Origin of the sequence: Microvirga lotononidis, assembly GCF_034627025.1 — a bacterium.
Lineage (GTDB): Bacteria > Pseudomonadota > Alphaproteobacteria > Rhizobiales > Beijerinckiaceae > Microvirga > Microvirga lotononidis.
The window spans coordinates 3,157,189-3,181,902 of sequence record NZ_CP141048.1 but is presented as its reverse complement, the minus strand read 5'-3'; the positions used below and the strand labels follow the sequence as shown (position 1 = coordinate 3,181,902).

General features: G+C 67.0%; 26 protein-coding genes. 20 read left to right on the top strand and 6 right to left on the bottom strand.

The genetic code is table 11. The features are described 5' to 3' along the window. Window positions 1-92 precede the first annotated feature (92 nt). On the bottom strand, window positions 93-1,040 hold the full coding sequence (locus tag U0023_RS15085; RefSeq protein ID WP_009489281.1) for an IS110 family RNA-guided transposase: 948 nt from the start codon (window positions 1,038-1,040) through the stop codon (window positions 93-95). A gap of 304 nt (window positions 1,041-1,344) precedes the next feature. Next, on the bottom strand, window positions 1,345-1,770 hold the full coding sequence (locus tag U0023_RS15080) for an RT0821/Lpp0805 family surface protein (protein WP_009764811.1): 426 nt from the start codon (window positions 1,768-1,770) through the stop codon (window positions 1,345-1,347). A gap of 98 nt (window positions 1,771-1,868) precedes the next feature. Between U0023_RS15080 and pdxH the strand changes: the two genes are divergently transcribed. From pdxH to U0023_RS15065, 3 genes are all read left to right on the top strand, one after another. Continuing rightward, window positions 1,869-2,477, top strand: a complete 609-nt coding sequence (gene pdxH, locus U0023_RS15075; protein WP_009764810.1) for a pyridoxamine 5'-phosphate oxidase — start codon at window positions 1,869-1,871, stop codon at window positions 2,475-2,477. Between the two features lie 94 nt (window positions 2,478-2,571). Further along, window positions 2,572-3,294 (top strand): SDR family NAD(P)-dependent oxidoreductase, encoded by a 723-nt coding sequence (locus tag U0023_RS15070; RefSeq protein WP_009764809.1) that lies wholly within the window; start codon window positions 2,572-2,574, stop codon window positions 3,292-3,294. Window positions 3,295-3,407: 113 nt separating this feature from the next. After that, entirely contained in the window at window positions 3,408-3,839 is a 432-nt protein-coding gene (locus U0023_RS15065) for a hypothetical protein (RefSeq protein WP_009764808.1), read from the top strand. A gap of 8 nt (window positions 3,840-3,847) precedes the next feature. On the opposite strand, the gene U0023_RS15060 is transcribed toward U0023_RS15065, so the two are convergent. After that, window positions 3,848-4,915 (bottom strand): citrate synthase/methylcitrate synthase, encoded by a 1,068-nt coding sequence (locus U0023_RS15060; RefSeq protein WP_009764807.1) that lies wholly within the window; start codon window positions 4,913-4,915, stop codon window positions 3,848-3,850. 75 nt (window positions 4,916-4,990) lie between these two features. Between U0023_RS15060 and U0023_RS15055 the strand changes: the two genes are divergently transcribed. The 5 genes from U0023_RS15055 (at window position 4,991) to U0023_RS15035 (ending at window position 8,039) form a co-directional block, all read left to right on the top strand. Continuing rightward, window positions 4,991-6,124: a citrate synthase family protein gene (locus tag U0023_RS15055; protein WP_009764806.1), complete on the top strand. Its 1,134-nt coding sequence runs from the start codon at window positions 4,991-4,993 to the stop codon at window positions 6,122-6,124. After that, window positions 6,121-6,570, top strand: coding sequence for an NUDIX hydrolase (locus U0023_RS15050; protein ID WP_009764805.1), 450 nt, complete (start codon window positions 6,121-6,123; stop codon window positions 6,568-6,570). The genes U0023_RS15055 and U0023_RS15050 overlap by 4 nt, the downstream gene beginning before the upstream one ends. After that, window positions 6,567-7,154, top strand: a complete 588-nt coding sequence (locus tag U0023_RS15045; RefSeq protein ID WP_009764804.1) for a TIGR02301 family protein — start codon at window positions 6,567-6,569, stop codon at window positions 7,152-7,154. Before U0023_RS15050 ends, U0023_RS15045 begins: the two co-directional genes overlap by 4 nt. Window positions 7,155-7,363: 209 nt before the next feature. Further along, window positions 7,364-7,627, top strand: a complete 264-nt coding sequence (locus tag U0023_RS15040) for a hypothetical protein (protein WP_009764803.1) — start codon at window positions 7,364-7,366, stop codon at window positions 7,625-7,627. Between the two features lie 16 nt (window positions 7,628-7,643). Then, window positions 7,644-8,039, top strand: a complete 396-nt coding sequence (locus tag U0023_RS15035; RefSeq protein ID WP_009764802.1) for a VOC family protein — start codon at window positions 7,644-7,646, stop codon at window positions 8,037-8,039. A 194-nt stretch (window positions 8,040-8,233) separates the two neighbouring features. Here U0023_RS15035 and U0023_RS15030 read toward each other — a convergent pair whose 3' ends face one another. Next, complete coding sequence (locus U0023_RS15030; RefSeq protein ID WP_009764801.1) at window positions 8,234-9,568, bottom strand: dihydroorotase; 1,335 nt, start codon at window positions 9,566-9,568, stop codon at window positions 8,234-8,236. A 73-nt stretch (window positions 9,569-9,641) separates the two neighbouring features. Here U0023_RS15030 and ygfZ point away from each other — a divergent pair, with 73 nt between their 5' ends. The 10 genes from ygfZ to dxs all read left to right on the top strand — a co-directional run bounded on the left by ygfZ (window position 9,642) and on the right by dxs (window position 20,781). Continuing rightward, on the top strand, window positions 9,642-10,520 hold the full coding sequence (gene ygfZ / locus U0023_RS15025; protein WP_009764800.1) for a CAF17-like 4Fe-4S cluster assembly/insertion protein YgfZ: 879 nt from the start codon (window positions 9,642-9,644) through the stop codon (window positions 10,518-10,520). A gap of 107 nt (window positions 10,521-10,627) precedes the next feature. Further along, window positions 10,628-12,574, top strand: coding sequence for a hybrid sensor histidine kinase/response regulator (locus U0023_RS15020; RefSeq protein WP_009764799.1), 1,947 nt, complete (start codon window positions 10,628-10,630; stop codon window positions 12,572-12,574). 93 nt (window positions 12,575-12,667) lie between these two features. Next, entirely contained in the window at window positions 12,668-13,315 is a 648-nt protein-coding gene (locus U0023_RS15015; protein ID WP_009764798.1) for an FMN-binding negative transcriptional regulator, read from the top strand. Further along, on the top strand, window positions 13,308-13,778 hold the full coding sequence (aac(6'), locus tag U0023_RS15010) for an aminoglycoside 6'-N-acetyltransferase (protein ID WP_009764797.1): 471 nt from the start codon (window positions 13,308-13,310) through the stop codon (window positions 13,776-13,778). The genes U0023_RS15015 and aac(6') overlap by 8 nt, the downstream gene beginning before the upstream one ends. Before the next feature lie 183 nt (window positions 13,779-13,961). After that, the gene (locus U0023_RS15005) at window positions 13,962-14,570 is read left to right on the top strand and encodes a DNA-3-methyladenine glycosylase I (RefSeq protein WP_009764796.1); all 609 of its coding nucleotides are present in this window, start codon (window positions 13,962-13,964) and stop codon (window positions 14,568-14,570) included. Beyond that, window positions 14,571-15,164 carry a YfbR-like 5'-deoxynucleotidase gene (locus U0023_RS15000; RefSeq protein WP_009764795.1) on the top strand — a complete coding sequence of 198 codons (594 nt, stop codon included), beginning with the start codon at window positions 14,571-14,573 and terminating at the stop codon, window positions 15,162-15,164. 106 nt (window positions 15,165-15,270) lie between these two features. Beyond that, entirely contained in the window at window positions 15,271-15,789 is a 519-nt protein-coding gene (locus tag U0023_RS14995; protein ID WP_009764794.1) for a tyrosine phosphatase family protein, read from the top strand. A gap of 59 nt (window positions 15,790-15,848) precedes the next feature. Beyond that, complete coding sequence (locus tag U0023_RS14990; RefSeq protein WP_009764793.1) at window positions 15,849-18,491, top strand: DUF2339 domain-containing protein; 2,643 nt, start codon at window positions 15,849-15,851, stop codon at window positions 18,489-18,491. Between the two features lie 33 nt (window positions 18,492-18,524). Next, window positions 18,525-18,773 carry an exodeoxyribonuclease VII small subunit gene (locus U0023_RS14985; protein ID WP_009764792.1) on the top strand — a complete coding sequence of 83 codons (249 nt, stop codon included), beginning with the start codon at window positions 18,525-18,527 and terminating at the stop codon, window positions 18,771-18,773. Between the two features lie 100 nt (window positions 18,774-18,873). Next, window positions 18,874-20,781: a 1-deoxy-D-xylulose-5-phosphate synthase gene (gene dxs / locus U0023_RS14980; RefSeq protein WP_009764791.1), complete on the top strand. Its 1,908-nt coding sequence runs from the start codon at window positions 18,874-18,876 to the stop codon at window positions 20,779-20,781. Between the two features lie 120 nt (window positions 20,782-20,901). Here the strand turns inward: dxs and U0023_RS14975 are convergent, their stop codons facing one another. After that, the gene (locus U0023_RS14975; RefSeq protein WP_009764790.1) at window positions 20,902-21,615 is read right to left on the bottom strand and encodes a superoxide dismutase; all 714 of its coding nucleotides are present in this window, start codon (window positions 21,613-21,615) and stop codon (window positions 20,902-20,904) included. Between the two features lie 104 nt (window positions 21,616-21,719). On the opposite strand from U0023_RS14975, the gene U0023_RS14970 reads away from it, so the two are divergent. Both U0023_RS14970 and U0023_RS14965 read left to right on the top strand, forming a co-directional pair. Then, on the top strand, window positions 21,720-22,448 hold the full coding sequence (locus tag U0023_RS14970; protein WP_009764789.1) for a TlyA family RNA methyltransferase: 729 nt from the start codon (window positions 21,720-21,722) through the stop codon (window positions 22,446-22,448). Beyond that, window positions 22,441-23,691, top strand: a complete 1,251-nt coding sequence (locus tag U0023_RS14965; RefSeq protein WP_009764788.1) for a class I SAM-dependent RNA methyltransferase — start codon at window positions 22,441-22,443, stop codon at window positions 23,689-23,691. Before U0023_RS14970 ends, U0023_RS14965 begins: the two co-directional genes overlap by 8 nt. 242 nt (window positions 23,692-23,933) lie before the next feature. On the opposite strand, the gene U0023_RS14960 is transcribed toward U0023_RS14965, so the two are convergent. Continuing rightward, window positions 23,934-24,683 (bottom strand): SOS response-associated peptidase, encoded by a 750-nt coding sequence (locus tag U0023_RS14960; RefSeq protein WP_009764787.1) that lies wholly within the window; start codon window positions 24,681-24,683, stop codon window positions 23,934-23,936. Between the last annotated feature and the right edge of the window lie 31 nt (window positions 24,684-24,714).

The following is a 24,714-nucleotide window of genomic DNA, read 5'->3' as shown; positions in this document are numbered from 1 at the left end:
GCCTGAAAGCTCAACGGGTTTGACGGTCATATGGTCGAAGTGTTGCGCCTTTGCAACGCCATTGCCCGTAAGAGCTAGAGTATCCGTATTGATCAAGCGGGTTTTGGAGACCAGTTTCGCTGATCTCGCAAGAGCGCATTGGCCAGGATGATGAGCTTTCGCATGATGGCCGTCAGGGCGACTTTCACCGGCTTGCCCGCCGCGCGCAGGGCTTGGTACTTAGCTTTCAGATCCGGGTTGAAGCGGGCCGCAACCAGCGCCGGCATGTACAGCGCCTGACGCAGATGGGCGCGGCCGCCCCGGATCGTGCGGCGCCCGCGGGAAGCCCCGCTGTCGCGCGCCACCGGAGCCAAGCCGGCGAGGCTGGCCACCTGGCTCTGATCGAGGCTGCCGAGTTCAGGCATCTCGACGAGCAGGCTCAAGGCAGTGGCTTGAGCAATGCCAGGAATGCTCATGAGAATCGCCAGGCGCGGGGTGAGATCCGCATCACCCAGACACAAGCTGTGAAGCTGGGCGTCGATCGCAGCCAGGTGGCGGGCAACTTGGCGCAGCCGCTGTTCGAGCTGACGCCGCAACAAGGGAGAGCCGACCACCTTCTGCCGGTTGAGAGCAGCGGTGCGATCCTTGATCAAGGCCTGGCGGGCGACCAACAGTTCCTTCATGGCCTCCAGCGTGGGGCTGAGCACAGGCCGGGTCGGAGGCTCGAGCAGAGCTCCAAAGCGTGCCAGCAGCGCCGCATCGAGCCGATCGGTTTTGGCAAGCTGACCTAAGGCTTGGGCGAAGCGGCGGGCGTGGCGGGGATTGATCTTCGCCAGCGGCAGGTCGGCACTGGCAAGGCTGCGCTCCAGCACGCGGTGATACGCGCCGGTTGGCTCGAAGACCACGCGCTGAATGGAGTACGCGGCCAGCCAGGCGATGAGGGCGCGATGACCCTTGGCGTCGTTGGGGAAGCGGCGCGTGGCTCCATCGGGATAGAGACAAACATCGAGCTGATCTTTGGCAATGTCGATGCCGGCGGTCTGTGGTATAGGATGATGCATCTTTTCCGCGTCCTTGGCTTGTCATACGGGCCATCACGCCCGGGTATCCGTTCAGGCCACGAGGAAAAGAGAGGGGCGGTCCGACTCTAGCTCGACCCGCACCGGTCTGCATCGGAACGACCCGTCCCCTCCCACCGCCAGCGAGCTCGCGACTCGCTGGCGGTGTCCTCATCTTGCTCGATCAGGACAGGAAAATCATAAGACAAGCATCGAACGCAAAAGTGGGAACCGGTTTTGCGTGGAAAGATGCGTCAAATCCATCCGTGAGAGCTTCGGACGTGAGTTCGATGTCACGTCCGAGGCTCTAGGCCTTGGCCGGGGCTTTGAGGGGCTTGATGTCCTTGATCGCCCAGTCGCCCCCGGAGGGCCGGCAGGCGGTGCCGTGCAGGGAGGAAGCCGAGGGACCGCTCAGATGGGCCGAGAAGCTGCGGCAAATCTCGTCGTTCTTCACGAAAGGCGCGCCCATGGGCGTGAAGGTGCCTTTCATGCTGGTGGCGGGATTGTCCCAGGACACCTGGGTGCCGGGGCCCTGCGGATCGAGGGCGACGGCGAGCGCCGCCTTGGCCCGACGCCAATCCTCCTGGTCGAGATCGGCGGACAGGGGGGTGTCCGCCCGCGCCGTGACGGTGCCGGTGGATTTCGGCTCCTCGTCATCGAGAGCGGAAAGGCCGAAGGAGAAGCTGCATGCGCTCGTGGACAGGGCCAAAAGGCCGACGACCAACAGCTTCATGGCTTCGCTCCGGACAACATCTGATCTATAACGGCGCGCATTGATCCACGTCACGCGTCGGATCCCCCAGAACCAAAAGTCACAGCACGAGATAACCATTGAACCCGTTAACATCCGGTGACTTCACTGAATCGGAAGAGCCCTTCGCCCTCTTCAGGACCTGGCTGGCGGAAGCCGAGGCCTCGGAGCCGAACGACCCCAACGCCATGGCGCTCGCGACCGTGGACGAGACCGGGCTGCCGAACGTCCGCATGGTGCTGCTGAAGGGCTTCGACGAGGACGGCTTCGTGTTCTACACCAACACGGAATCCAACAAGGGCCGCGAGCTCCTGGGCCAGAAGAAGGCGGCCCTCGTCCTGCACTGGAAGAGCCTGCGCCGTCAGGTGCGCGCCCGCGGGCCCGTGACCCTGGTGAGCGACGCGGAAGCGGATGCCTATTTCCAGAGCCGCCCCCGCGACAGCCGCATCGGCGCCTGGGCGAGCCAGCAGTCGCGCCCGCTGGAGAGCCGCTTCGCCCTCGAGAAGGCGGTGGCGCTCAACACGGCCAAATACGCCATCGGCGAGGTGCCGCGCCCGCCCCACTGGACGGGCTTCCGCATCGCCCCGGTGTCGATCGAGTTCTGGCAGGACAAGCCCTTCCGCCTCCACGACCGGGTCGTCTTCACCCGCGACGGGGACGGCTGGCGGAAGGTGCGGCTGTATCCCTGATCCCATGGACCTCAGCCCTAAACTGGAATAGGGGTCTGACCCCTCTCAGAAAGAAGCCCAGATGTCCGCATCGCCCTCCAATTCCCGCCGCATCATGCTGCTCACCGGCGCCAGCCGGGGGATCGGGCATGCGACCGTCAAACGCTTCTCGGCGGCCGGGTGGCGGGTCATCACCTGCTCGCGGCACGGCTTTCCGGAGAACTGCCCCTGGGAGATGGGTCCGGAGGATCACCTGCAGGTCGATCTCGCCGACGCGGAGGATACCCTGCGCGCCATCGCCGAGGTGAAGGAGCGGCTCGCCGCCGAGGGCGGCTGCCTGCATGCGCTGGTGAACAACGCGGGCATCTCCCCGAAGGGAGAAGGCGGCTCCCGGCTCGACGCCATCAACACGACCCATGAGGATTGGCTGCGCGTGTTTCAGGTGAACTTCTTCGCCTCGATCATGCTGGCCCGCGGCCTGCAGGACGAACTCACGAAGGCCAAGGGCTCGGTGGTGAACGTGACCTCCATCGCGGGCTCCCGCGTCCATCCCTTCGCGGGCGCGGCCTATGCCACGTCGAAGGCGGCGCTCGCCGCGCTGACCCGCGAGATGGCGGCCGATTTCGGGCCGCTGGGCGTGCGCGTGAATGCCATCTCTCCCGGCGAGATCGACACCTCGATCCTGTCGCCCGGCACGGAGAGGATCGTCGAGCAATTGCCCATGCGCCGCCTCGGCACCCCGGACGAGGTCGCCAAGGCGATCTATTTCCTCTGCACGGATGCGAGCTCCTACGTGACCGGCGCGGAACTCCACATCAACGGCGGGCAGCACGTCTAAAGCATCGAACGCAAAAGTGGGAACCGGTTTTGCGTGGAAAGATGCATCAAACCAAACGGTGAAAGCATCGGGCGCGCGTTCGATTGCACGTCCGATGCTCTAGGAGGGTGAGCATGTTTCGACTGCGCTCGACGCGAAGCCTGCTGCCCGCGTTCATGGCCGTGCTGGTTCTCGGCTCGATGCAGCATGCACGTGCCCAGGAAGCGCCCGAGAAGGATCCCTTCGCCGACGCGGACATGCAGCCCTCGTACCGGGCGCAATGCCATGAGGTCCGGGCGCTCACCAAGGATCGTGGGACCGGTGAGACCCGGGTCGATTTCAGCGTGACGGGTCCCCTCGCCCTCGTGCATTTCGACGGGACCCTCGCCTATCTCGGCCTGTGCGGCACCGCGCCCGACCCGAAGGTGCTCTGCGTCACCTACCAGACCAACGACATGAAGGTCGGCGACGTGGTGACCGTCGCCGGCGGCTACAGCCGCCCGAACCCGGATTTCATCGTCCTGGACCCGTGCCTCGCGCGGCGGCCGGAGGAGAGCGACCGGTAGGGCTTGCCTCACGCCGCCTCGGCGGGCCAAGCTCCGACGTAGCGCGATTGCGGCCGGATGATGCGGCCGACCTTCTCCTGCTCGATGGCATGAGCCACCCAGCCTGCCGTGCGGCCGGCGGCGAAGAGAGGAGTGAAGCCCTCGCGCGGGACGCCCAGGGCGTCGAGCAGGATGGCCGTATAGAACTCCACATTGGTGTCGAGCCGGCGCCCGGGCTTCCGGCGCTCCAGCACCTTCAGGGCCGTGACTTCCACCGCTTCGGCGAAGGCGATGCGGTCGCTGCGTCCCTTCAGCCGCCCGACGGCGGCCATGAGCACGTCGGCTCGCGGGTCACGCACCCGGTAGATGCGGTGGCCGAAGCCCATGAGGCGCTCGCCCCGGGCCATGGCGTCATCGAGCCAGGCTTCCGCATTCTCGACGGAGCCGATCGAATCCAACATGTCGAGCACGGGACCGGGCGCGCCGCCATGGAGCGGCCCCTTCAGGGCGCAGAGTCCGGCCACGACCGAGGACAGGATGCCGGCCTGGGTCGAGGCGACCACGCGCGCCGTGAAGGTCGAGGCGTTGAGCCCGTGGTCGATCACCGTCACGAGATAGGTGTCGAGCCCCTGCGCCTCGTCCGCCGCCACGGGCGCGTCGCGCATCATGCGCAGGATATCGGCCGCGTGGCCTGCCTTGGCGTCGGGCTCCACCGGCGAGAGACCCTGCGCACCCCGCACCGCCATGGCGGCCGCGACCCCGGCGGCTCCGACCGCGAGCGCGGGATGATCCTGTTCAGCATCCGGCAGGCTCGCCAGCAGCAGCCGCATCCCCTCGACCGGCGTGAGGCCGTTCAGCCGGTCGGCCAGGGGGGCAAGATGCCGGTACGCCCTCACCCGTGCCTTGCCCAGGAGCGCGCGCGGATCGGCGACGTCCGGGACGAGGCCGGACCAGAGCATCGCCACCACGTCCTCGAAGGACGCCCGGCCGGCAAGCTCTTCCAGGTCGTTTCCGCGGATGATCAGACGCCCCGCCTCGCCGTCCACATGGCTGAGAGCGGTCTCGGCCGCCACGACGTCGTCAAGTCCGATATTCATGAGCTGTCTCCTGTGTTGGAAGAAGCTTCACGCCGGCCTTGCGCAACCGTCAATCTTGAATCAACATATCAACATATGGAGACCATATCCCTCGATCTCGCATCGGCCGACGAAGCCTCGTCCCGCCTCGGCATCAGCCGGGCGAGCCTTTATGCCTATGTGAGCCGTGGCCTGATCCGCTCGTTCTCGTCGCCGCACGATCCCCGCCAGCGGCTTTACGCCGTCGACGACGTGGAGACCCTGGTGGCGCGTAAGGCGCGTTTCCGCCGCCCCGCCGTCGCGGCGGCGACCGCCCTCGACTGGGGCCTGCCGGTGTTGGAAACCGGCATCGCCCAGATCCAGGACGGGCGCCTCTTCTATCGCGGGCAGGACGCCATCGCCCTCGCCCGAACCGCCACCCTCGAGGACGTGGCCAAACTGCTGGTCGGCGCCATGCATGAGGACGCCTTCCTCGATCCCTCCCGCATCCCCGGCCCTCTGACCGGCCCGGCCTTTGGCCTCCATGATTTCGTCACGCGGGCGGTTCGGGTCCTGTCGGAGCCGGCTCCCAAGGAAACCCGGGCCGCCGAAGTGGCGGCGATCCTGCGCCTGACGGCGGCGGCCGCCAGCGGCGCCGACCCGGGCACAATGCCCCTCCACCGACATCTGGCCGGTGCCTGGAAAGCCTCCCCGCAGGCGGCCGACGTCATCCGGCGCGCTCTCGTTCTCTGCGCCGACCATGAACTCAGTTCGTCCACCTTCGCCGTCCGGGTCACGGCGTCGACCGGCGCATCGCTCCGCAACGCCGTCATCGCGGGCCTCGTGACCTTGGCCGGCCCCTATCATGGCGGCATGACGGAGCGGGTCAGGGCCTTCCTGGAGGATCCCGCGAGGGCTCCCCGCCCAGGCTTCCGGCACCGCCTCTACCCGGAGGGCGATCCCAGGGCCCAGGCCCTTCTGGAGAACGTGCCGCTCCTGGCCTCGGACGCCACGACGTGGAAGACTCTGGCCGACGCCTCCGGCGGCAGCCCCGGTATCGACGTGGCTCTCGTCATGATGGAGCGGGCCTATGGACTGCCGACCGGCGCGGCGTTTACGATCTTCGCCGTCGGGCGCACGGCCGGATGGCTCGCCCATGCCGTCGAGCAGCGCAGCCAGGCAGCCCTCATCCGGCCCCGCGCCCGCTATGTGGCTGCGGACCAGCCGGCGTCTCAGGCGTCATCTCCATGAACTCCGACCGCCTCTATCCCTCTCGCCCGATCCTCGCCGCCTCCGTGGCGGTGATCCGGGACGGGCGCATCCTCCTCGCCGCCCGCGGCAAGCCGCCCAGCGAAGGATTGTTTTCCCTGCCCGGCGGCCTGGTCGAGACGGGCGAGACTCTGGGAGAAGCTGCCTTAAGGGAACTTCGCGAAGAGGTCGGGGTTGAGGCCAAGCTTATCGGTCTGATCGCCCCGGTCGAATTCATTGAAAGGGACGAGAAAGGCCATATAAAGCATCACGTCGTCATCGCCGCCCACGCCGCCCGCTGGGTTTCGGGCGAACCCCAGACAGGTCCGGAAGCAAAGGAAATCCGTTGGGTCACGGAACGGGATATCGCCGATCTGCCGATGACGGCAGGTCTCACGGGGATTTTGAAGCAGGCCTTCAGGCTCGCAGGCGAGGATTCATGCGCATGAGGCGCAGCGGTCTTCTGTTCGCCCTTCCCGCCCTGCTCCTGGCGGCCTCGCAGCCGGCAGCGGCTCAAAGCTTCTTCGAACGGCTGTTCGGCATTCCGCCACGGCCGCAGCCGGGCCAGCCCGTCCCGCAGCAGCAATACCGGCCCGTGCCCCAATCCCAGCCGCAATATCGTCAGCAGCAGCCGCCGCAGCAGCAGCGCCGTCCTCAGCCGCAGCAAACGCAGAAGCCGGCCGCCCAGCCGCAGCAGCAGGCGGAGCCCGCTCCGGCGGTCGAGCCGCCGCCCGCGCCCTACGAGAAGGAATTGCTGCGGCTTGCCGAGATCATGGGGTCGCTCGCCATGCTGCGTCCTCTCTGCAGCGCCCCCGACGGCGCCGAGTGGAGCCGCCGCATGCAGGTCCTGCTCGAGGCGGAAGGAACGACGCCCGGCCGGCGCGAGCGCCTCGCCGGGGCCTACAACAAGGGCTACCAGGCCTACGCCCTCACCTACCGGGTCTGCACTCCGTCGGCCCAGGAGGCTTCCTTCCGTTTCCTGACCGAGGGCGAGCATCTCGCCCACAACATCACCGGCCGCTACGGCGGGTAATTGAGCGAGGCGCGACGGACTCTCCTCCCCCTTGAGGGGGAGGGAAACGCGCACGAGCCCAGTGTTGCACCGACGCCTCTTATCCACATTTTTCGGAGAATCCCCTCTCGCGTTAACCTCCTTGCAAGGTGATGCTGGCGGCGGGTCGGCGCGACGTCTAGAAATGATTCAACCGAACTCGCGCGCCGCCCCTCAAAGGGGCCTGGATCATGAACGACAACAACGTCCCTCTCGACGAGCTGCCCGAACTCAGCGCCCTCAAGCAGGCGGCCCTGAGCTATGTGACCGAGGCCTTCGCCGAGGCCGAGCTCGACGGGCTCGATGGCGATTGCATGGCGCAGGCCGCCCTCTTCGCGGCCTTCACCGAACTCGTCGCCACCTATGGCGAGGATGCCGTTGCGGAATACGCAGCATCGCTCGCTGACAAGATCCGCAGCGGCGCATTCTCCATGGTGGGCGCCCTGAAGCATTGAGGTCATCGGCTCGTCCATGAAGAAGGGCAGCACGCTGCGGGTTGCACGGCCGACGGATCGGCTCGACGACGTCGTGCGCTTCTACCGTGACGGCCTGGGCCTGGAGATCATCGCCGCTTTCGACGACCATGACGGCTTCGATGGCCGGATGCTCGGCCATCCGCAGGCACCCTGGCATCTCGAGTTCACGCAGCATCGCGACCACACGGCCGGGCGTGCTCCGACCCAGGACAACCTGCTCGTCTTCTATCTGCCCGAGCGCGCGGAATGGGAGGCGGCGGTGCAGCGGATGCGTGACAATGGTTATGCGCCGGTGCCGTCCTTCAATCCCTACTGGGATCGCGATGGCATGACCTTCGAGGATCCGGACGGCTACCGCGTCGTGCTGCAGAACATGGCTTGGGTGAAGTAGACGCGGCAGCGTCACCAAGGGGCGACTTGCTACAGCCAACCCTCAATGCCCTGCGGGCCCTCGCGTCATCACCGGCCTTGTGCCGGTGATCTCGCGTCCTGAGAGCGCGGCGTTCCAAACAATCGAGATGGCCGGCACAGGGCCGGCCATGACGAAGAGGGAAGCGAATTACCGATCGGAGAGAGGCTCAGATATCAGCCGCCCAACGTTTCCTCGAACCGCACCACCTCGCCTTGAGACGGCGCCTCAAGCGAACCGTCCCACATCACCACGTTGCCGCGCACGACCGTGCCGACCGGCCAGCCCGTCACCTTCTTGCCGTCATAGGGCGTCCAGCCGCATTTGGAGGCGATCCAGTCATTGGTGATCGTCTCGGTGCGCTTCAGATCGACCACGGTGAAATCGGCGTCGTAGCCCACCGCGATGCGGCCCTTGTTGGCGATGCCGAAGAGGCGCTTGGGGCCGGCGCTCGTGAGGTCGACGAACCGCTCCAGCGTCAGCCTGCTCGCATTCACGTGGTCGAGCATGATCGGCACGAGGGTCTGCACGCCGGTCATGCCGGAGGGCGTGTTGGGATAGGTCTTGTCCTTCTCCTCGCGCGTGTGCGGCGCGTGATCGGAGCCGAGGATGTCAGCGATACCTTCGTCCAATCCCTGCCAGAGAGCGGCACGATGCATCTCGTCGCGCACCGGCGGGTTCATCTGGATATAGGTGCCGAGGCGCTCGTAATCCTCCGGCCCCGCCAGCGTAAGGTGGTGCGGCGTGACCTCGACGGTCACGAGATCCTTGTGGTTCCTCAGGAGCGCCATCTCCTCGGCCGTGGTGATGTGCAGCACGTGGATGCGCGCGCCGGTCTCTTGGGAGATGCGCACGAGGCGCTGGGTGCAGGCGAGCGCCACTTCGGCCGAGCGCCAGACGGGATGCGAGCGCGGATCGCCTTCGACGCGCAGGCCCTTGCGTTCGCGCAGCATCGCCTCGTCCTCGGAATGGAAGGCGGCGCGGCGGCGGGTGCGGCGCAGGATGCTGGCGATGCCCTCATCGTCCTCCACCAGCAGCGAGCCGGTCGACGAGCCCATGAACACCTTGATGCCTGCGGCGCCCGGCAGGCGCTCCAACTCAGGCACGTGGGCGGCGTTCTCGTGCGTGCCGCCGACCCAGAAGGCGAAGTCGCAATGCATCCGGTGATGGCCGCGCCGCACCTTGTCGGCGAGCGCCTCAGAGGTCGTGGTCTGCGGGTCGGTGTTGGGCATCTCGAACACCGCCGTGACGCCGCCCATGACGGCGGAACGGGAGCCCGATTCGAGGTCTTCCTTGTGGTCCAGGCCAGGCTCGCGGAAATGCACCTGGGTGTCGATGACGCCCGGCAGGATATGCAGGCCCCGGCACTCGATCTCCCGCGCGGCGGAGGCCTGCGACAGATCGCCGATGGCGGCGATCCGCCCATCGCGCACGCCGATGTCGCGCTCGACGCGTCCGTCGTGGTTGACGACGATACCGCCTTTGAGGATCAGGTCGAAGGTTTGGGGCATGGCAATCTCATCCCTTGAGGCCGCTGCGGAACGGGCATATGTCACGCTTGTATCGATTGAGGAGAGCGGGCACATGCCGTCAGTCCATCTGGCCGACCGGGGCGTGGTAAGGGTTTCGGGCGAGGACGCCAAGAGTTTTCTCGACAACCTCATCACATGCGACCTGGACCGCGTGTCCCCGCAGGCCGCCCGCCTCGGCGCCCTCCTGACGCCGCAGGGCAAGATCCTGTTCGACTTCCTCGTCTTCCAGGCTCCGGCCGAGATCGGCGGAGCCTATTACCTCGACGTGCTCAAGGTCTTCGCGCCCGACCTCGCCAAGCGCCTCGGCTTCTACAAGCTGCGGGCCAAGGTGGCGGTCGAGGACCTGTCCGAATCCCTCGCCGTGGTGGCCGGATGGGACGCGCCGCGCCCGGACGACGAGGCGGGCTTCGTGGTGGAGGACCCTCGCCTGCCCGATCTCGGCTGGCGGGCCATCGTGGCGGCCCAGGATGCGGCGGAATTCGGCAAGGACCCGGCGGAAGCCTATCTCGCTCATCGCATCGCGCTGGGCGTGCCGGAGGGCGGTCGCGACTTCCTGTTCGGCGAAGCGTTCCCGCACGAGGCCCTGATGGACCAACTCCAGGGAGTGGATTTCGACAAGGGCTGCTATGTGGGCCAGGAAGTCGTCTCGCGCATGCAGCACCGGGGCACGGCCCGCACCCGGATCGTGCCGGCCGTCTATGAAGGCGGGTTCGCGGCGGATGTGGGCGTCGAGGTCACGGCCGGAGGGAAGGCCCTAGGCCAGACCGGCACGGGTGCCGACGGCAGGGGCCTCCTGATGATCCGGCTCGACCGGGCGGCGGATGCGATCGCGGCCGGCGAGACCATCCGGGCGGGAGGCATTCCCGTGACGCTCGAAAAGCCCGCCTGGATCCGCTTCCCATTCCCGGGCGACGCGGAGCGCCCGTCTTAATTTCTTGCCAAGCTTGCGGAACAAGCAGGATCACGTCTGCGTTATACGCGACTGGGCTGGCCACACGCCAAAGAAGCGCACAAGCGGCCCTGCTGGGGAATGTCTGGATGAATGCAGTGTCAGGTGAAACGAGGACGTCGCAGGAGAGTCGCTTTCAACTCCTCGTCGACGCGGTCACGGATTATGCCATCTACATGCTCGATCCGGCCGGCACCATCGTGAGCTGGAATCCAGGCGCCCAACGCTTCAAAGGCTATGTGGAAAGCGAGATCATCGGCGAGCACTTCTCCCGCTTCTACACCGAAGAGGACCTTGCGACGAACCTGCCGAAGCGAGCCCTCGAAACCGCTGTGCGCGAAGGCAAGTTCGAGGCGGAAGGCTGGCGCATCCGCAAGGGCGGCACCCGCTTCTGGGCGCATGTGGTCATCGATCCGATCCGCGATCGCGAGGGAAACCTGATCGGCTTCGCCAAGATCACGCGCGACCTCACCGAGAAAAAGAAGACGGAAGAGGCTCTCAGGGAAAGCGAGCAACGGTTCCGCCTGCTGGTTCAGGGCGTGACGGACTACTCCATCTTCATGCTCGACCCGCAGGGCCTCGTGACGAACTGGAATGCCGGCGCTCAGCGCATCAAGGGTTACGACGAGAGAGAGATCGTCGGACGCCATTTCTCGCAGTTCTATACCGAGAAAGACCGCGCCGCCGGCTTGCCGCAGCGGGCCCTGGAAACGGCGGCGCGCGAAGGCAAGTTCGAGGCGGAGGGCTGGCGCGTCCGCAAGGACGGCACGCAGTTCTGGGCCAACGTCATCATCGATCCGATCCGCAACGAAGAGGGCGATCTCATCGGCTTCGCCAAGATCACCCGGGACATCACCGAACGCCGGAGGACGCAGGAAGCCCTCGAACAAGCGCAGGCCGCTCTCTTTCAGTCGCAAAAGATGGAGGCGGTCGGGCAGCTCACGGGCGGGGTGGCACACGACTTCAACAATCTCTTGACGATCATCGTCAACAACCTGGACCTCCTGACCCGCAACGCGCACGATCCCCGCGACATCAGGCTGATCGAAAGCGCGCAGCGCGCCGCCGAGCGGGGCGCTAAGCTGACGCAGCAGCTCCTGGCCTTTTCGCGCCGCCAGCCTCTGCAGCCCAACGCGCATAACCCGAACACGCTCATCGAAGGCTTCGAGACCGTCCTTCGCCGGGCCTGCGGCGAGCTGATCCGGCTGCAGCTGTCGCTTGCTCCGCGCGTGCGGTGGGTTTCCGTCGATGCGCCGCAATTCGAATCGGCCCTGCTCAACCTCGTCGTCAACGCCCGCGACGCCATGCCGGACGGCGGCTCCCTCAAGATCATGACGGGCAACGTCACGCTCGAAGAGAAGGACGCGGCTGCGACATCCCTGGCTCCCGGGCAGTACGTCTCGATCGCCGTGCAGGACACGGGCACCGGCATGTCGCCGGATGTCGTCTCCCGCGTCTTCGAGCCCTTCTTCACCACCAAGGAGATCGGCAAGGGGACGGGGCTGGGCCTGAGCCAGGTCTATGGTTTCGTGACCCAGTCGGGCGGGCACATCAAGGTCGACAGCACGCCCGGCCAGGGCACCAAGGTGACCATGCTTCTGCCGGCTCAGGAGAGCGAAGAGGACGTACCCGTGGAGGACGAAGGATCGGAACGTCCCGTCCGGGACAGTGCGGGAACCGTGCTGATCGTCGAAGACGAGCCGGCGGTCCGGGAGGTGGCGAGCGACATCTTCGACAGCCTCGGCTACGACGTGGTGACGGCAAGCGATGCCAACGAAGCCCTCGGGATCCTCGAAGCCAATTCGTCCATCGACGTGCTCTTCAGTGACGTGATCATGCCCAACGGCATGAACGGGGTCGAGCTGTCGCGGAAGGCCCGCGAGATGCGGCCGGATCTCAAGATCCTTCTCGCCTCCGGCTATCCCATGTCGGCCCTGCCCTCCGAGGGCCTGGGCACGGGCGTGTCCTTCATCAGCAAGCCCTACCGCTGGACGGAACTGGCCGAGAAGCTGCGGACGCTCCGCACCGGTTCCTGAGGATCATCGCCGCATGTGATGCGGTGCATCGGGAATTTTGATTGGTCCGGGACTTCGTGAGCCGCTAGCATTTCCCGTCAACCCGGGAATGCCATGTACCAGCCGCCCCACTTTCGCGAAGACGACCTCGCGGTTCAACATGCCCTCATCAGAGCCCATCCCCTCGGGCTCCTGGTGACGCTCGGCAGCGCCGGGATCGAGGCCAACCCGATTCCCTTCGTGCTGGAGGCATCCGCTTCAGGCCCCGGAATTCTCAAGGCCCATCTGTCCCGCGCCAATCCGCAATGGCGGAATGCCGATCCCACGCAGGAAGCGCTCGTGGTCTTCCAGGGACCGGAGACCTACATCACGCCGTCCTGGTACGCGGCGAAGCGCGAGCACGGCAAGGTCGTGCCGACCTGGAACTACGCCATCGTCCAGGCCCGCGGCCGCCTGACGATCCGGGACGATCCAGACTGGCTGCTGCAGCAGATCGGCGCCATGACGGACGCGCAGGAGACCCCGCGGCCGGAGCCCTGGGCGGTGAGCGATGCGCCGGCGCCCTTCGTGGCTGCGCAGCTCAAGGGCATCGTCGGCATCGAGATCGAGATCACGCGGATCGAGGGCAAGTGGAAGGTGAGCCAGAACCGCGCCGAGGCCGACCGGCTCGGCGTGTCGGCGGGCCTGCGGCTCTCCGGAGACGACGCGTCGCACCGGATGGCGGATCTGGTCGACGCGCGAGGAGCGTCGTCCCGTGAATGACGGAAGCCTCCCGAAGATCGAGCCCTGTACCCTTCAATCGCTGGAGGAATGGGCGAAGCTGCGCCATGCCCTCTGGCCGGACGGGCCGGTGCAGGAGCACCGCTCCGAAGCGCAGGCCATGCTCTGGGAGCAGAAGAAGGCCGTGGCCTTTCTCGTGCGGCTGGCCGACGGCACGGCCGCCGGCTTCGCCGAAGCCGCCCTGCGCCATGACTACGTGAATGGCTGCGCCACGTCGCCGGTGGCCTTTCTCGAAGGCATCTACGTGGAGCCGGAGCACCGCCACCGAGGGCTCGCCCGGGTTCTGTGCCGGGCCGTCGAGGATTGGGCGAGGCGCCTCGGCTGCCGCGAATTCGCCTCCGACGTCCTTATCGAGAACATTGCCTCGCAGGACATGCACAGGGCGCTCGGCTTCGAGGAGACGGAGCGGGTCGTGTATTACCGGAAGCCGCTATCGCCCGGGTGAGTGATCACCGTCCCTCCGATGTCATGGCCGGCCTTGTGCCGGCCATCCTGATGCTGTGAGACGCGGCGCCTTTCCGAGCGGGATCACCGGGACGAGCCCGGTGATGACGTCGAGGCTGTCTAATCCCCCACCTCTCCACCGCCGTCTCTTCCCGTTTCGCCGCGGCCCCGCTACACACGTTCCATGACCGACGGACTGATCCTGCATCCCGACAACAAGACCCGCTGCTGGTGGCCCGGGACCGATCCCTTCTATGTGGCGTATCACGACACGGAATGGGGCGTGCCGGAATTCGACGATCGCGCCCTGTTCGAGAAGCTTATTCTCGACGGCTTCCAGGCCGGCCTGTCCTGGATCACGATCCTGCGCAAGCGCGAGAACTTCCGCCGCGCCTTCGCCGGTTTCGAACCGGCCGTGATCGCCCGTTTCGATCAGGCGCAGGTCGAGGCGCTGATGCTCGATACCGGCATCGTGCGCAACCGCGCCAAGATCGAGGCGACGATCGCCGGCGCCCGCGCCTGGCTCGTCATCCAGGAGCGCGGCGGCTTCTCGCGCTTCCTGTGGGATTTCGTCGACGGACGGCCGGCGCAGACGAATGCGAAGACCCGCAAGGACGTGCCGACCGAAACCGAGGTCTCGCGCCGGATCTCGAAGGCGCTCAAGGAGGAAGGCTTCAACTTCGTCGGCCCCACCATCGTCTACGCGTTCATGCAGGCGGTGGGCATGGTGAACGACCACCTCACCGGCTGCTATCGACACGCGGAATGCGCTGAACTCGCCGGGAAGCTTTAGATGGCGAAGGAACCCCGCGTCTGGCAGCGGATGCTCTCCGGACGGCGCCTCAACCTGCTCGACCCCTCCCCGCTCGACGTCGAACTCGACGACATCGCCCACGGGCTCGCCCGCGTCGCGCGCTGGAACGGGCAGACCATCGGCCCACACATCTTTTCCGTCGCGCAGCACAGCCTGCTCGTGGAAGCCATTGCGGATCAAATCCAGCCGGACATGTCGCGCGAGTGGCGTCTCGCCGTGCTGCTGCACGACGCGCCGGAATACGTGATCGGCGACATCATCTCGCCGTTCAAGGCTGTGATCGGCGACGCCTACAAGACCATCGAGGCGGGCCTGCTCGGCGCCATCCATCTGCATTTCGGCCTGCCGGCCCAGCCCAATGCGACGCTCAAGCGCTTCATCAAGCAGGCCGACCGGCAGGCCGCCTTCCTGGAGGCGACCCATCTCGCAGGCTTCGGCCGCGAGGAAGGAATCAAGTTCTTCGGACGCCCCGAGCCCCTGCCCCGCGCCGTGCTCGCGCTCCTGGAACCCTGGCCCGTGGCCGACGCGGAGGAGCGCTACCGGGATCGCGTGACGGCCGCGCTGGCGGGTTGATGGGTGGTCTCGCTCCAGCCCGTCCCCCTCCCAAACGGGAGAGGGAGTATCGTGCCAAGCCATCCGAATCGTGTAAGCCTGCCCCTCCCTCGCTCCGAGACCGCCCATGCCGACCCTGCACGTCTGTTCCCTTTCCCGCCTGCACGAGACCGTGACGGCGACCCGCGCCAGTCATGTGGTGAGCCTCCTGGGAGCCAGCGCGACGGTGGAGCGTCCGGCCGGCATCGCGGCCGAGCGCCATCTCTTCATCGGGGTCAGCGACATCGTGGAGCCGCAGGAGGGTTATATCCTGGCGGGGACGGAGCATATCGAGCAGCTTCTGGCCTTCGTACGGGCCTGGGGCCGGGAAAGCCCTCTCCTGTTCCATTGCTGGGCCGGGATCAGCCGCTCCACCGCGGCCGCCTATATCGCCGCCTGCGCGCTCGCGCCGGACCGGCGGGAGGACGAGATCGCGCAGGCCCTTCGACAAGCGTCCCCGAGCGCGACGCCCAATGCCCGGTTCGTCGCGCTCGCCGACGATCTCCTGGGCCGCCGGGGCCGGATGGTCGACGCGATCCGGGCCATCGGACGGGGCGCGGAGGCTATGGAGGGCTCGCCCTTCATGTTACAGCTTAACAGGGGCTAGCCTGATTCCAACCGGGAAAGCGGCCCCATGCCTGAATCGGGGAGCCCTTCTTGGAAGACATGCTGCTTGGCCTTGCCATCCTCCTGGCAATTCTGATCGGACTCGGCTCTCCCATCGTGGCCGTCATGGGTCTCGTTACGGCCGTGCGGGCTCGTCGGAACCTTCAGCACCTCCACCTGCGTCTCGACCGGCTTGAGGCTGAGCTGCGGGCCGCCCGGCGCCCCGGCGATCCGGCTGCCGAGCCGACCGAGGCTCCCGCGCCCGAGGCGCCGAAGCCCCTCTCCGTCCCGCCGATCCCGGCGGCGGCGCCCCAGCCCGCCCCATCGCGGGCAGGCTTCGAGGAAAAGCTCGGCTCGCGCTGGGCCGTTTGGGTCGGCGGCGTGGCACTGGCCCTCGGCGGCATCTTCCTCGTGCGCTATTCCATCGAGCAGAACCTGCTCAGCCCCGGAACACGCATCGCCCTCGGGGGACTTTTCGCCCTCGCGCTCATCGGAGCGGGCGAAGGGATGCGCCGTCGCGAGAACAGCTTCGGCCTGCCCGGCATTCCCAGCGCCAACGTGCCGAGCGTCCTCACCGCCGCCGGCACCTGCACGGCCTTCGCCTCGGCCTATGCAGCCTATGCGCTCTACGATCTCATCGGCCCTGCCACGACTTTCGTGCTGCTGGGCGCCATAGCGGTTCTGACCATGGCCGCCGCGACGCTCCACGGACCGACCCTCGCGGCCCTCGGTCTCGTCGGCGCCATGGGAAGCCCGCTTCTCGTCTCCTCGAACGACCCGCAGCCCTGGGCCCTCGTGATCTACCTCGCCTTCGTGGTTCTGCCCGCGTACGGCGTGGCCCGGCTCCGCCTGTGGCGCTGGCTGGCCCTCGCCGCCGCCCTGGGAGCCCTGGCCTGGACGCTGCCGATCTTCCTCCTCGACACCGCCGGTACCCTGCCGGCCATGGTGCATCTCGTGCTCCAGGCCGGCCTCGCCGCCTTCTTCCTCGGGGTCGATCCTTACCGCCACGTGCCGCACGAGGAGGCGCGGACGGACTGGGCCGCGAGCGCCGTCCTCGCCGCTTTCGCCCCGGCCGGGATCGTCGTGACGGCCTCCGTCGCCACGGGGGACGCACGTCCGATCTTCGTCGCGGTCCTGGCTCTCGTTCTGCTGGCGACCGGCTTTCGGGCCGCGGCTGTCGCGTCCGCCACGGCGAGCGCGGCTCTTCTGGCGGCGGGTGCCCTGCTGGTCTGGCCCTTGGCCAGCGAGATCGGGGATGCGCCGGAGAGCCTGTTCTATCAGAGCGGCGACGTCTTCGCCGTCCGGCCCTATGCCTTAAGCGCCTACCTGGTCCTTGCCGCGCTCCTGCCGACAGCCATAGCCGGGTCGTCCCTGCTTCGGCTCGCGATCTCGCGGGGCCTGCGCCTGCCCGTCGCCGCCTGGTATGCCGGTGCGGCGAGCGCCGGGCCGCTGCTGGCCCTGGTCGCGGCCTATTGGCGGGTCACGAATTTCGAGCACAGCCTGTCCTTTGCCGTCGTAGCGGGCCTGCTCGGCCTCGCCTTCGTGCTGGCCTCGCAATGGCTGATGCGCCGAAGCGGGAACGGCGCCATTCGGCTCGGTCTGGGGGCAACCGCCTCCGCGGCCCTGGGCGCGCTCGCCCTCGGCCTCACCTTCGCCCTGGACAAGGGCATGCTGACCGTGGCCTTCGCTCTCGCGGCGCTCGGCACGGCGTGGATCTCGGACAGGATCGCCATCCCGGCCCTGCGCTACGCGGTCGGCGCCATCGGGGCAATCATCCTCGGACGACTGATCTGGGACCCGACCATCGTGGGCGGCGATCCCGGCCCGGTGATTTTCAACTGGCTGCTCTGGGGCTACGGCGTTCCGGCCCTGGCCTTCCTGGCCGCGTCCCGCCTGCTCGAGCGCAGGGGGCGCGACTGGACCGTCCGGCTGGCGGAGAGCCTCGGCATCGCCTTCGCGGCCTTCCTGGTCTTCTTCGAGATCCGCCATGCCCTCCGCGCCGGGGATCCGCTGGCGGGGACGACCGACCTCCTGGAAATCGGGCTCGTTGCGACAGAAAGCCTCGTCTTCGCCATCGTCCTCACGCGCCTGGACCTCTGGCGCTCCGATCCGGTCTATCGCTGGGGCTCGCTGATCTTCAGGACCCTGTCCCTCACGCTTTGCGCAGGCGGGCTGCTTGTTGTCGCCAATCCGCTGCTGACGGAGGACGAGATCCGGGGCGGAGCACTCTTCAACGAACTCGTTCCCGCCTATCTGCTGCCCGCCCTTCTGGCCGCCGGGCTGGCCCTCGTCGAAAGGCGCGGCCGACCGAACTCCTACAGTCTCTCCTCGGCGGCCTTGAGCCTTCTCCTGCTCTCGGCCTATGTCGGCCTGGCGATCCGCCGGATCGCCGTCGGGCCCCAGCTGGCGCTCTGGCAAGGCTTTTCCCAGGGCGAGCAATGGAGCTATTCGCTGGCCCTCCTCCTCATGGGCATCCCGCTGCTCGGCTTCGGATTCGCCTTCAACAGCCGTTCCGCCCGCCTGGTCTCCGGGGCCTATCTGGTGCTGGCGGTGCTGAAGGTCTTCATCGTCGACCTCGCCAATCTGGAGGGCGTGATGCGGGCCCTGTCATTTATCGGGCTCGGCCTTGTTCTCATCGGCATCGGTCTCGTCTATCAGAGACTCCTCGCGCGCCGACCAAGCGATGCCGCAATTCCATCGTGAGATGGGCAGGATTAAGATTTGACGGATACCCGCATGACCGACACCGCCTCCATCAAGACCCTCCCCTTCGAAAAGGCTCTGGCCGAGCTGGAAGACATCGTCCGCCGCCTCGAGCGCGGCGATGTGCCCCTGGAGGATTCGATTGCAATCTATGAGCGCGGCGAGGCCCTGAAGAAGCATTGCGAGCAGCTCCTCAAGAAAGCCGAGGCCCGCATCGAGAAGATCACCATCGGGCCCGACGGGGCCGCCTCCGGTACGGCTCCGCTGGACGTGGCGGAATAGCCCGGTCCGACGGAGACGCCTTGTGTCGCGTTTGACCAAGGCCCTCCGCGACCTTATCTCCTGGAGATGACCTCCGGCTTAACGCTTGGCGAGTGAAACGTTGTCCACACCCCTCCTCGACTCCATCAAGACCCCGGACGATCTGCGTCAATTGCCCGAAAACCAGCTCCGGCAGGTGGCGGACGAGCTGCGGACGGAGACGATCAGCGCCGTGTCCGTCACCGGCGGGCACCTGGGCGCGGGCCTGGGCGTCGTCGAGCTGACGGTGGCGCTGCATTACGTGTTCGACACGCCCCGCGACCGGCTGATCTGGGACGTGGGCCACCAGGCCTATCCGCACAAGATCCTCACGGGGCGCCGGGACCGGATCCGGACCCTGCGCCAGGCCGATGGGCTGTCGGGCTTCACCAAGCGGTCCGAGAGCGAGTACGACCCCTTCGGGGCGGCCCATTCCTCCACGTCGATCTCGGCCGGCCTCGGCATGGCCGTGGCGCGGGACCTGGAGGGCAAGCGGAACAACGTGATCGCCGTGATCGGCGACGGGGCCATGTCAGCCGGCATGGCCTACGAGGCCATGAACAACGCCGGCGCCATGCATTCGCGCCTCATCGTCATCCTTAACGACAACGACATGTCCATCGCGCCGCCCACCGGCGCCATGTCGTCCTATCTCGCCCGCCTCGTCTCCGGCGGCACCTATCGCGGCATCCGCGAGACCGCCAAGCAGCTGGCCAAGAAGCTGCCGAAATTCATCTACGACAAGGCCGCCAAGGCCGAGGAATTCGCCCGCGGCTTCTGGACCGGCGGCACCATGTTCGAGGAGCTCGGCTTCTACTATGTGGGCCCCATCGACGGGCACAACCTCGACCACCTGCTGCCCATCCTCAAGAACGTCCGCGACACCGGGACGGGGCCGATCCTCGTCCATGTGGTGACCAAGAAGGGCAAGGGCTACGCGCCCGCCGAGGCCGCCGCCGACAAGTATCACGGCGTCGTCACCTTCGACGTGGTGACGGGCGCGCAGACCAAGGCCAAGGCCAACGCGCCGTCCTACACCAAGGTGTTCGGCGAGAGCCTGATCAAGGAAGCGCAGGCCGACGACAAGATCGTGGCCGTCACGGCCGCCATGCCGTCGGGAACCGGGATCGACCTCTTCGGCAAGGAATTCCCCGCCCGCACCTTCGACGTGGGCATCGCCGAGCAGCACGCGGTCACCTTCGCGGCCGGCATGGCCACCGAGGGCTACAAGCCGTTCTGCGCGATCTATTCCACCTTCCTGCAGCGCGCCTACGACCAGGTCGTGCACGACGTGGCGATCCAGAACCTGCCCGTGCGCTTCGCCCTCGACCGGGCCGGTCTCGTGGGCGCCGACGGCGCGACCCATGCGGGTTCCTTCGACGTCGCCTATCTCGGCTGCCTGCCCAACATGGTGGTGATGGCCGCCGCCGACGAGGCCGAGCTGGTCCACATGGTGGCGACCGCCGCGGCCCATGATTCGGGGCCCATCGCCTTCCGGTATCCGCGCGGCGAGGGCGTCGGCGTCGACATGCCCGAGAAGGGCATCCCGCTCGCCATCGGCAAGGGCCGGGTCGTGAAGGAAGGCAGCCGCATCGCGCTCCTGTCGCTCGGCACCCGCCTCGCCGAGTCCCTGAAAGCCGCCGAGGAGCTGGAGGCGCGCGGCCTGTCCACCACGGTGGCGGATGCCCGCTTCGCCAAGCCGCTCGACGAGGAGCTGATCCTGGCGCTCGCCCGCGACCACGAGGTCCTCGTGACCGTCGAGGAAGGCTCCATCGGCGGCTTCGGCTCCTACGTGCTCCAGCTCCTCGCCGACAAGGGCGCCCTCGACCGGGGCAGCCTGAAGGTCCGCTCCATGGTCCTGCCCGACATCTACCAGGACCAGGACAAGCCCGAGCGCATGTACGCCAAAGCCGGCCTCGATGCCGCCGGGATCGTCACCAAGGTGTTCGAAGCCCTCGGGCAGGAAGAGGCGAGGAAGGTCAGGGCTTAGGCCTCAACGCTGTCATGGCCGGGCTTGTCCCGGCCATCTCGCTTCTGAAGAGCGCTGCGCTTTTCTTCATCGGGATCACCGGCACAAGGCCGGTGATGACGTGGAATATGTCGACTAAGGCTAAATCGTCAACGTCCCCGCCTTAGCAGCCGCGTAACGCTCGCCGATCCGGTTCCAGTCGAGGACGTTCCACCAGGCCTTGAGGTACTCGGGCCGGCGGTTCTGGTATTTCAGGTAATAGGCGTGCTCCCACACGTCGTTGCCCATGAGGACCCGCTGACCGTCCATCAGGGGCGTGTCCTGGTTGGGCCGCGTCGTGAGGGCGAGCTTGCCGTCGCGGGACACGGTCACGAAGACCCAGCCCGAGCCGAACTGCTTCTCGCCGGCGGTGTTGAAATCCGTCTGGAACTTCTGGAACCCGCCGAGATCCCGGTCGATGGCGGCCTTGACGTCGCCCGCGGGCTCGCCGCCCTGGCCTCCCATGATCTGCCAGAACATGGTGTGGTTGGCATGCCCGCCGCCGTTGTTGCGCACGGCCGTGCGGATTGACTCAGGCACCTTGCTCAAATTCGCCAGCATGTCCTGGAGCGGCATCCTGGCCGCCTCGGCGTTCTGGGCGAGCGCCGCGTTCAGGTTGTTGACATAGGCAGCATGGTGCTTGTCATGGTGGATCTCCATGGTCTGGGCATCGATATGCGGCTCGTTCTTGGAGGGCGCGTAGGGCAATGGATCGAGCTTGAACGGCCCCGTCGGGGCTTGCGCCCAGGCACGCGGGATGGCAGCGCTGGCGGCCAGCAGGGTTGCACCGGTCAGGAGATGTCGACGGCTCAGCATGGGACCTCCGTTGGCCTGTTGGGATGGTGGACGAAAGATGTTGTAGGGCGGAACTTGGTTCCGGCACCTGAAGGGATCGTGATCCAGATGAGTTCGAGGCTGCCATGACCCGCAAGCGCGCCGATGTGATTCTCGTCGAACGGGGCTTCTTCGCGAGCCGCGCCCGGGCGCAGGAGGCCATCGCGGCCGGCCTCGTGACCGTGAACGGGGCCGTCATCCGCAAGGCCTCCGACGGGGTGCCGGACGACGCCGTCATCACGGCCGAGCAGCCGCATCCTTACGTGTCCCGCGGCGGCGTGAAGCTCGCGGCGGCGCTCGATGCCTTCCACATCGACCCGAAGGACAAGATCTGCCTCGACATCGGGGCCTCCACGGGCGGGTTCACGGAAGTGCTGCTGAAGCGCGGGGCGGCCCATGTCTACGCGGTGGACGTGGGACACGCCCAGTTGCACCCCACCATCGTGGGCAATGCGCGGGTGAGCAATCTCGAAGGCACGGACGCCCGTTCGCTGAATGCCGAGCTCGTCCCCCGGGCGGCCGATCTCCTGGTGTCGGACGTGAGCTTCATCTCCCTGAAGCTCGTCCTGCCTCCTGCCATCGCCTTCCTGAAACCCCGGGCGGAGCTCGCCGTTCTCGTGAAGCCGCAATTCGAGGCCGGGCGCGATCACGTGAAGAAGGGCATCGTGCGCGACGAGGCGGTGCATCGCGCCGTCTGCGAGGATTTGTCATCCTTCGTGACATCCCTCGGCTTTGAGGCTATCGGGCTCATCCCGTCTCCCATCGAGGGCGGCGACGGCAATCGTGAATTTTTGTTGGGAGCCCGCCGTGGCTGAACAGGTCATCATCAGGCGCCTCGGCGCGAAAGCCGACGGCATCGCCGAGACGTCGTCCGGTTCCGTCTTCGTGCCGAAGGTGCTGCCGGGCGAGACCGTCACCATCGAGCGCGACGGATCGCATGCGCGCCTCGTCAGCGTCGACGAGGCATCGCCCGAGCGCGAGACGCCCTTCTGCCCCTATTTCGAAGCATGCGGCGGCTGCGCCACGCAGCACATGAAGCACGACTTCTATCGGGCCTGGAAGCAGGAAACGCTCGTCCATACCCTGCGCCAAGCCCGCATCGAAGCCCCCGTCGAGCCACTCATCGACGCCCATGGCGAGGGGCGACGCCGGGTGACGCTGCATGTCCGCTTTCCCGACCGTGCCATGCATGTGGGCTTCATGGCTCCGCGCAGCCACCAGATCGTCGAGATCGCCTTCTGCCCCGTCACGGAACCCGCCTTGAAGGACCAGGCGCCCACCATCGCACGCGCCATCGGCGAGCACCTGAAAGGCCCGCGCAAGCCCCTCGACGTCCAGATCACCGCGACGAAGACCGGCTTCGACGTGGACGTGCGCGGCTACGGCCCGCTGAAGGACCAGGACCGGATCCGTCTCATCGATCTCGCGGCAAGTCTCGACCTCTCGCGCCTGTCGATCCACGGCGACGTGATCGTGGAGCGGCGTCCGCCCGCGATCACGATGGGCCGCGCCGACGTGGTGCCGCCCGCAGGCTCGTTCCTGCAGGCGACGAAGCTCGGTGAGGAGACGCTCGCAGGCCTCGTCACCGAAGCCTGTGCGCGCGCCAAGCGCGTGGCCGATCTCTTCGCCGGAGCAGGTCCTTTCGCGCTGCGGCTGGCCGAGAAGGCCGACGTCCACGCGGTGGAATTCGACAAGGGCGCGATGGTGGCCCTCGACAAGGCCGCCCGCGCGACGCTGGGCCTGCGCCGCATCACGACGGAAGCGCGCGACCTCTTCCGTCGCCCGCTCCTGACGCCGGAACTCAACACATACGATGCCGTCGTGCTCGATCCGCCGCGTGCAGGCGCGGAGGCGCAGGCGAAGCAGTTGGCCGCGTCGAAAGTCCCGCTCGTGGTCAGCGTCTCATGCGATGCCGCCACCTTCGCCCGCGACGCCGCGATCCTGATGGGCAACGGCTATCGCCTGGAACGCGTGATCCCGGTCGATCAGTTCAAGCACTCGCCGCATCTCGAAGTCGTCGGAATCCTGCGGCGGGACGTGGTGAAGAAGCGGCGGTGATCCGATCGGTCACCCTCCCAAGTCATCACCGGCCTCGTGCCGGTGATCCCGATGGCTTGAGGCGCACACCGTCATTCCGGCGCCGCGCAGCGGAACCCGGAACCCATAAACACGACGGAGCAGGAAGAGGCGTCACGCTGCTCACCCCTCCTTGAGGCCTAGGCGTTTATGGGTTCCGGGTTCGGCTCTGAAGAGCCGCCCCGGAATGACAGTGAAGCGTATTTCGCGGCGCAGCGCTTCTCCTAAAACAAGCTCCCCTGGTCGTCCTCGTCGCTGGAGAGCGGCTTCTTCGCCTTCGGTTTCTTCTCCTTCACGGGCGCGGGCTCCGGCTGCGCGAGCGGTTCCATCAGGCTCGGATCGTCGTTCTCGACCTTGTTCACGCGGCTTGAGACCGGCACCAGGTCGAGCCAGTCGTCGGGACAGGGACGCACGAGGCGCATCACGTCGGCGCGTTCGTCGCGTGCATCGAGCCATGCGGCGATGTCGTCCTCCGAGAGGATCACGGGCATGCGGTCGTGCACGGCGGAGAGCGTGCCGTTGGCGTCCGTGGTGACGATGGCGGCGGTGTCGATCTCCGCCCCGTCCGGGCTCATATAGGTCTCCCACAGGCCTGCCATCGGCATGGGCTTGCGGCTGCGCGGGCGGATCAGGAACGGCGTTTTCTCGCGCCCCTCCCGCCGCCATTCATAGAAACCGTCGGCGAGGAAGATGCAGCGCCGGCGCTTGAGCGCGGCCTTGAAGGTCGGCTTGGTCTCCAGCGTTTCGCCGCGGGCGTTGATGACGAGGGGAAAGTCCTTCGGGTCCTTCACCCAGGACGGCAGGAAGCCCCAGCGCACCAGCATGAAATGCCGCTCGCCGCGATCCTCCAGCACGATCGGCACCGGCTGCGTGGGAGCCACGTTGTAGCGTGGAGGGAAGTTCGGCTGCTCGGAATAGCCGAAGAAATCCCGATAGGCCTCGGGTGGAAGCGTGATCGCATAGCGCCCGCACATGTTCTTATCCTCTCGCTTGTCTCGCCCGCCA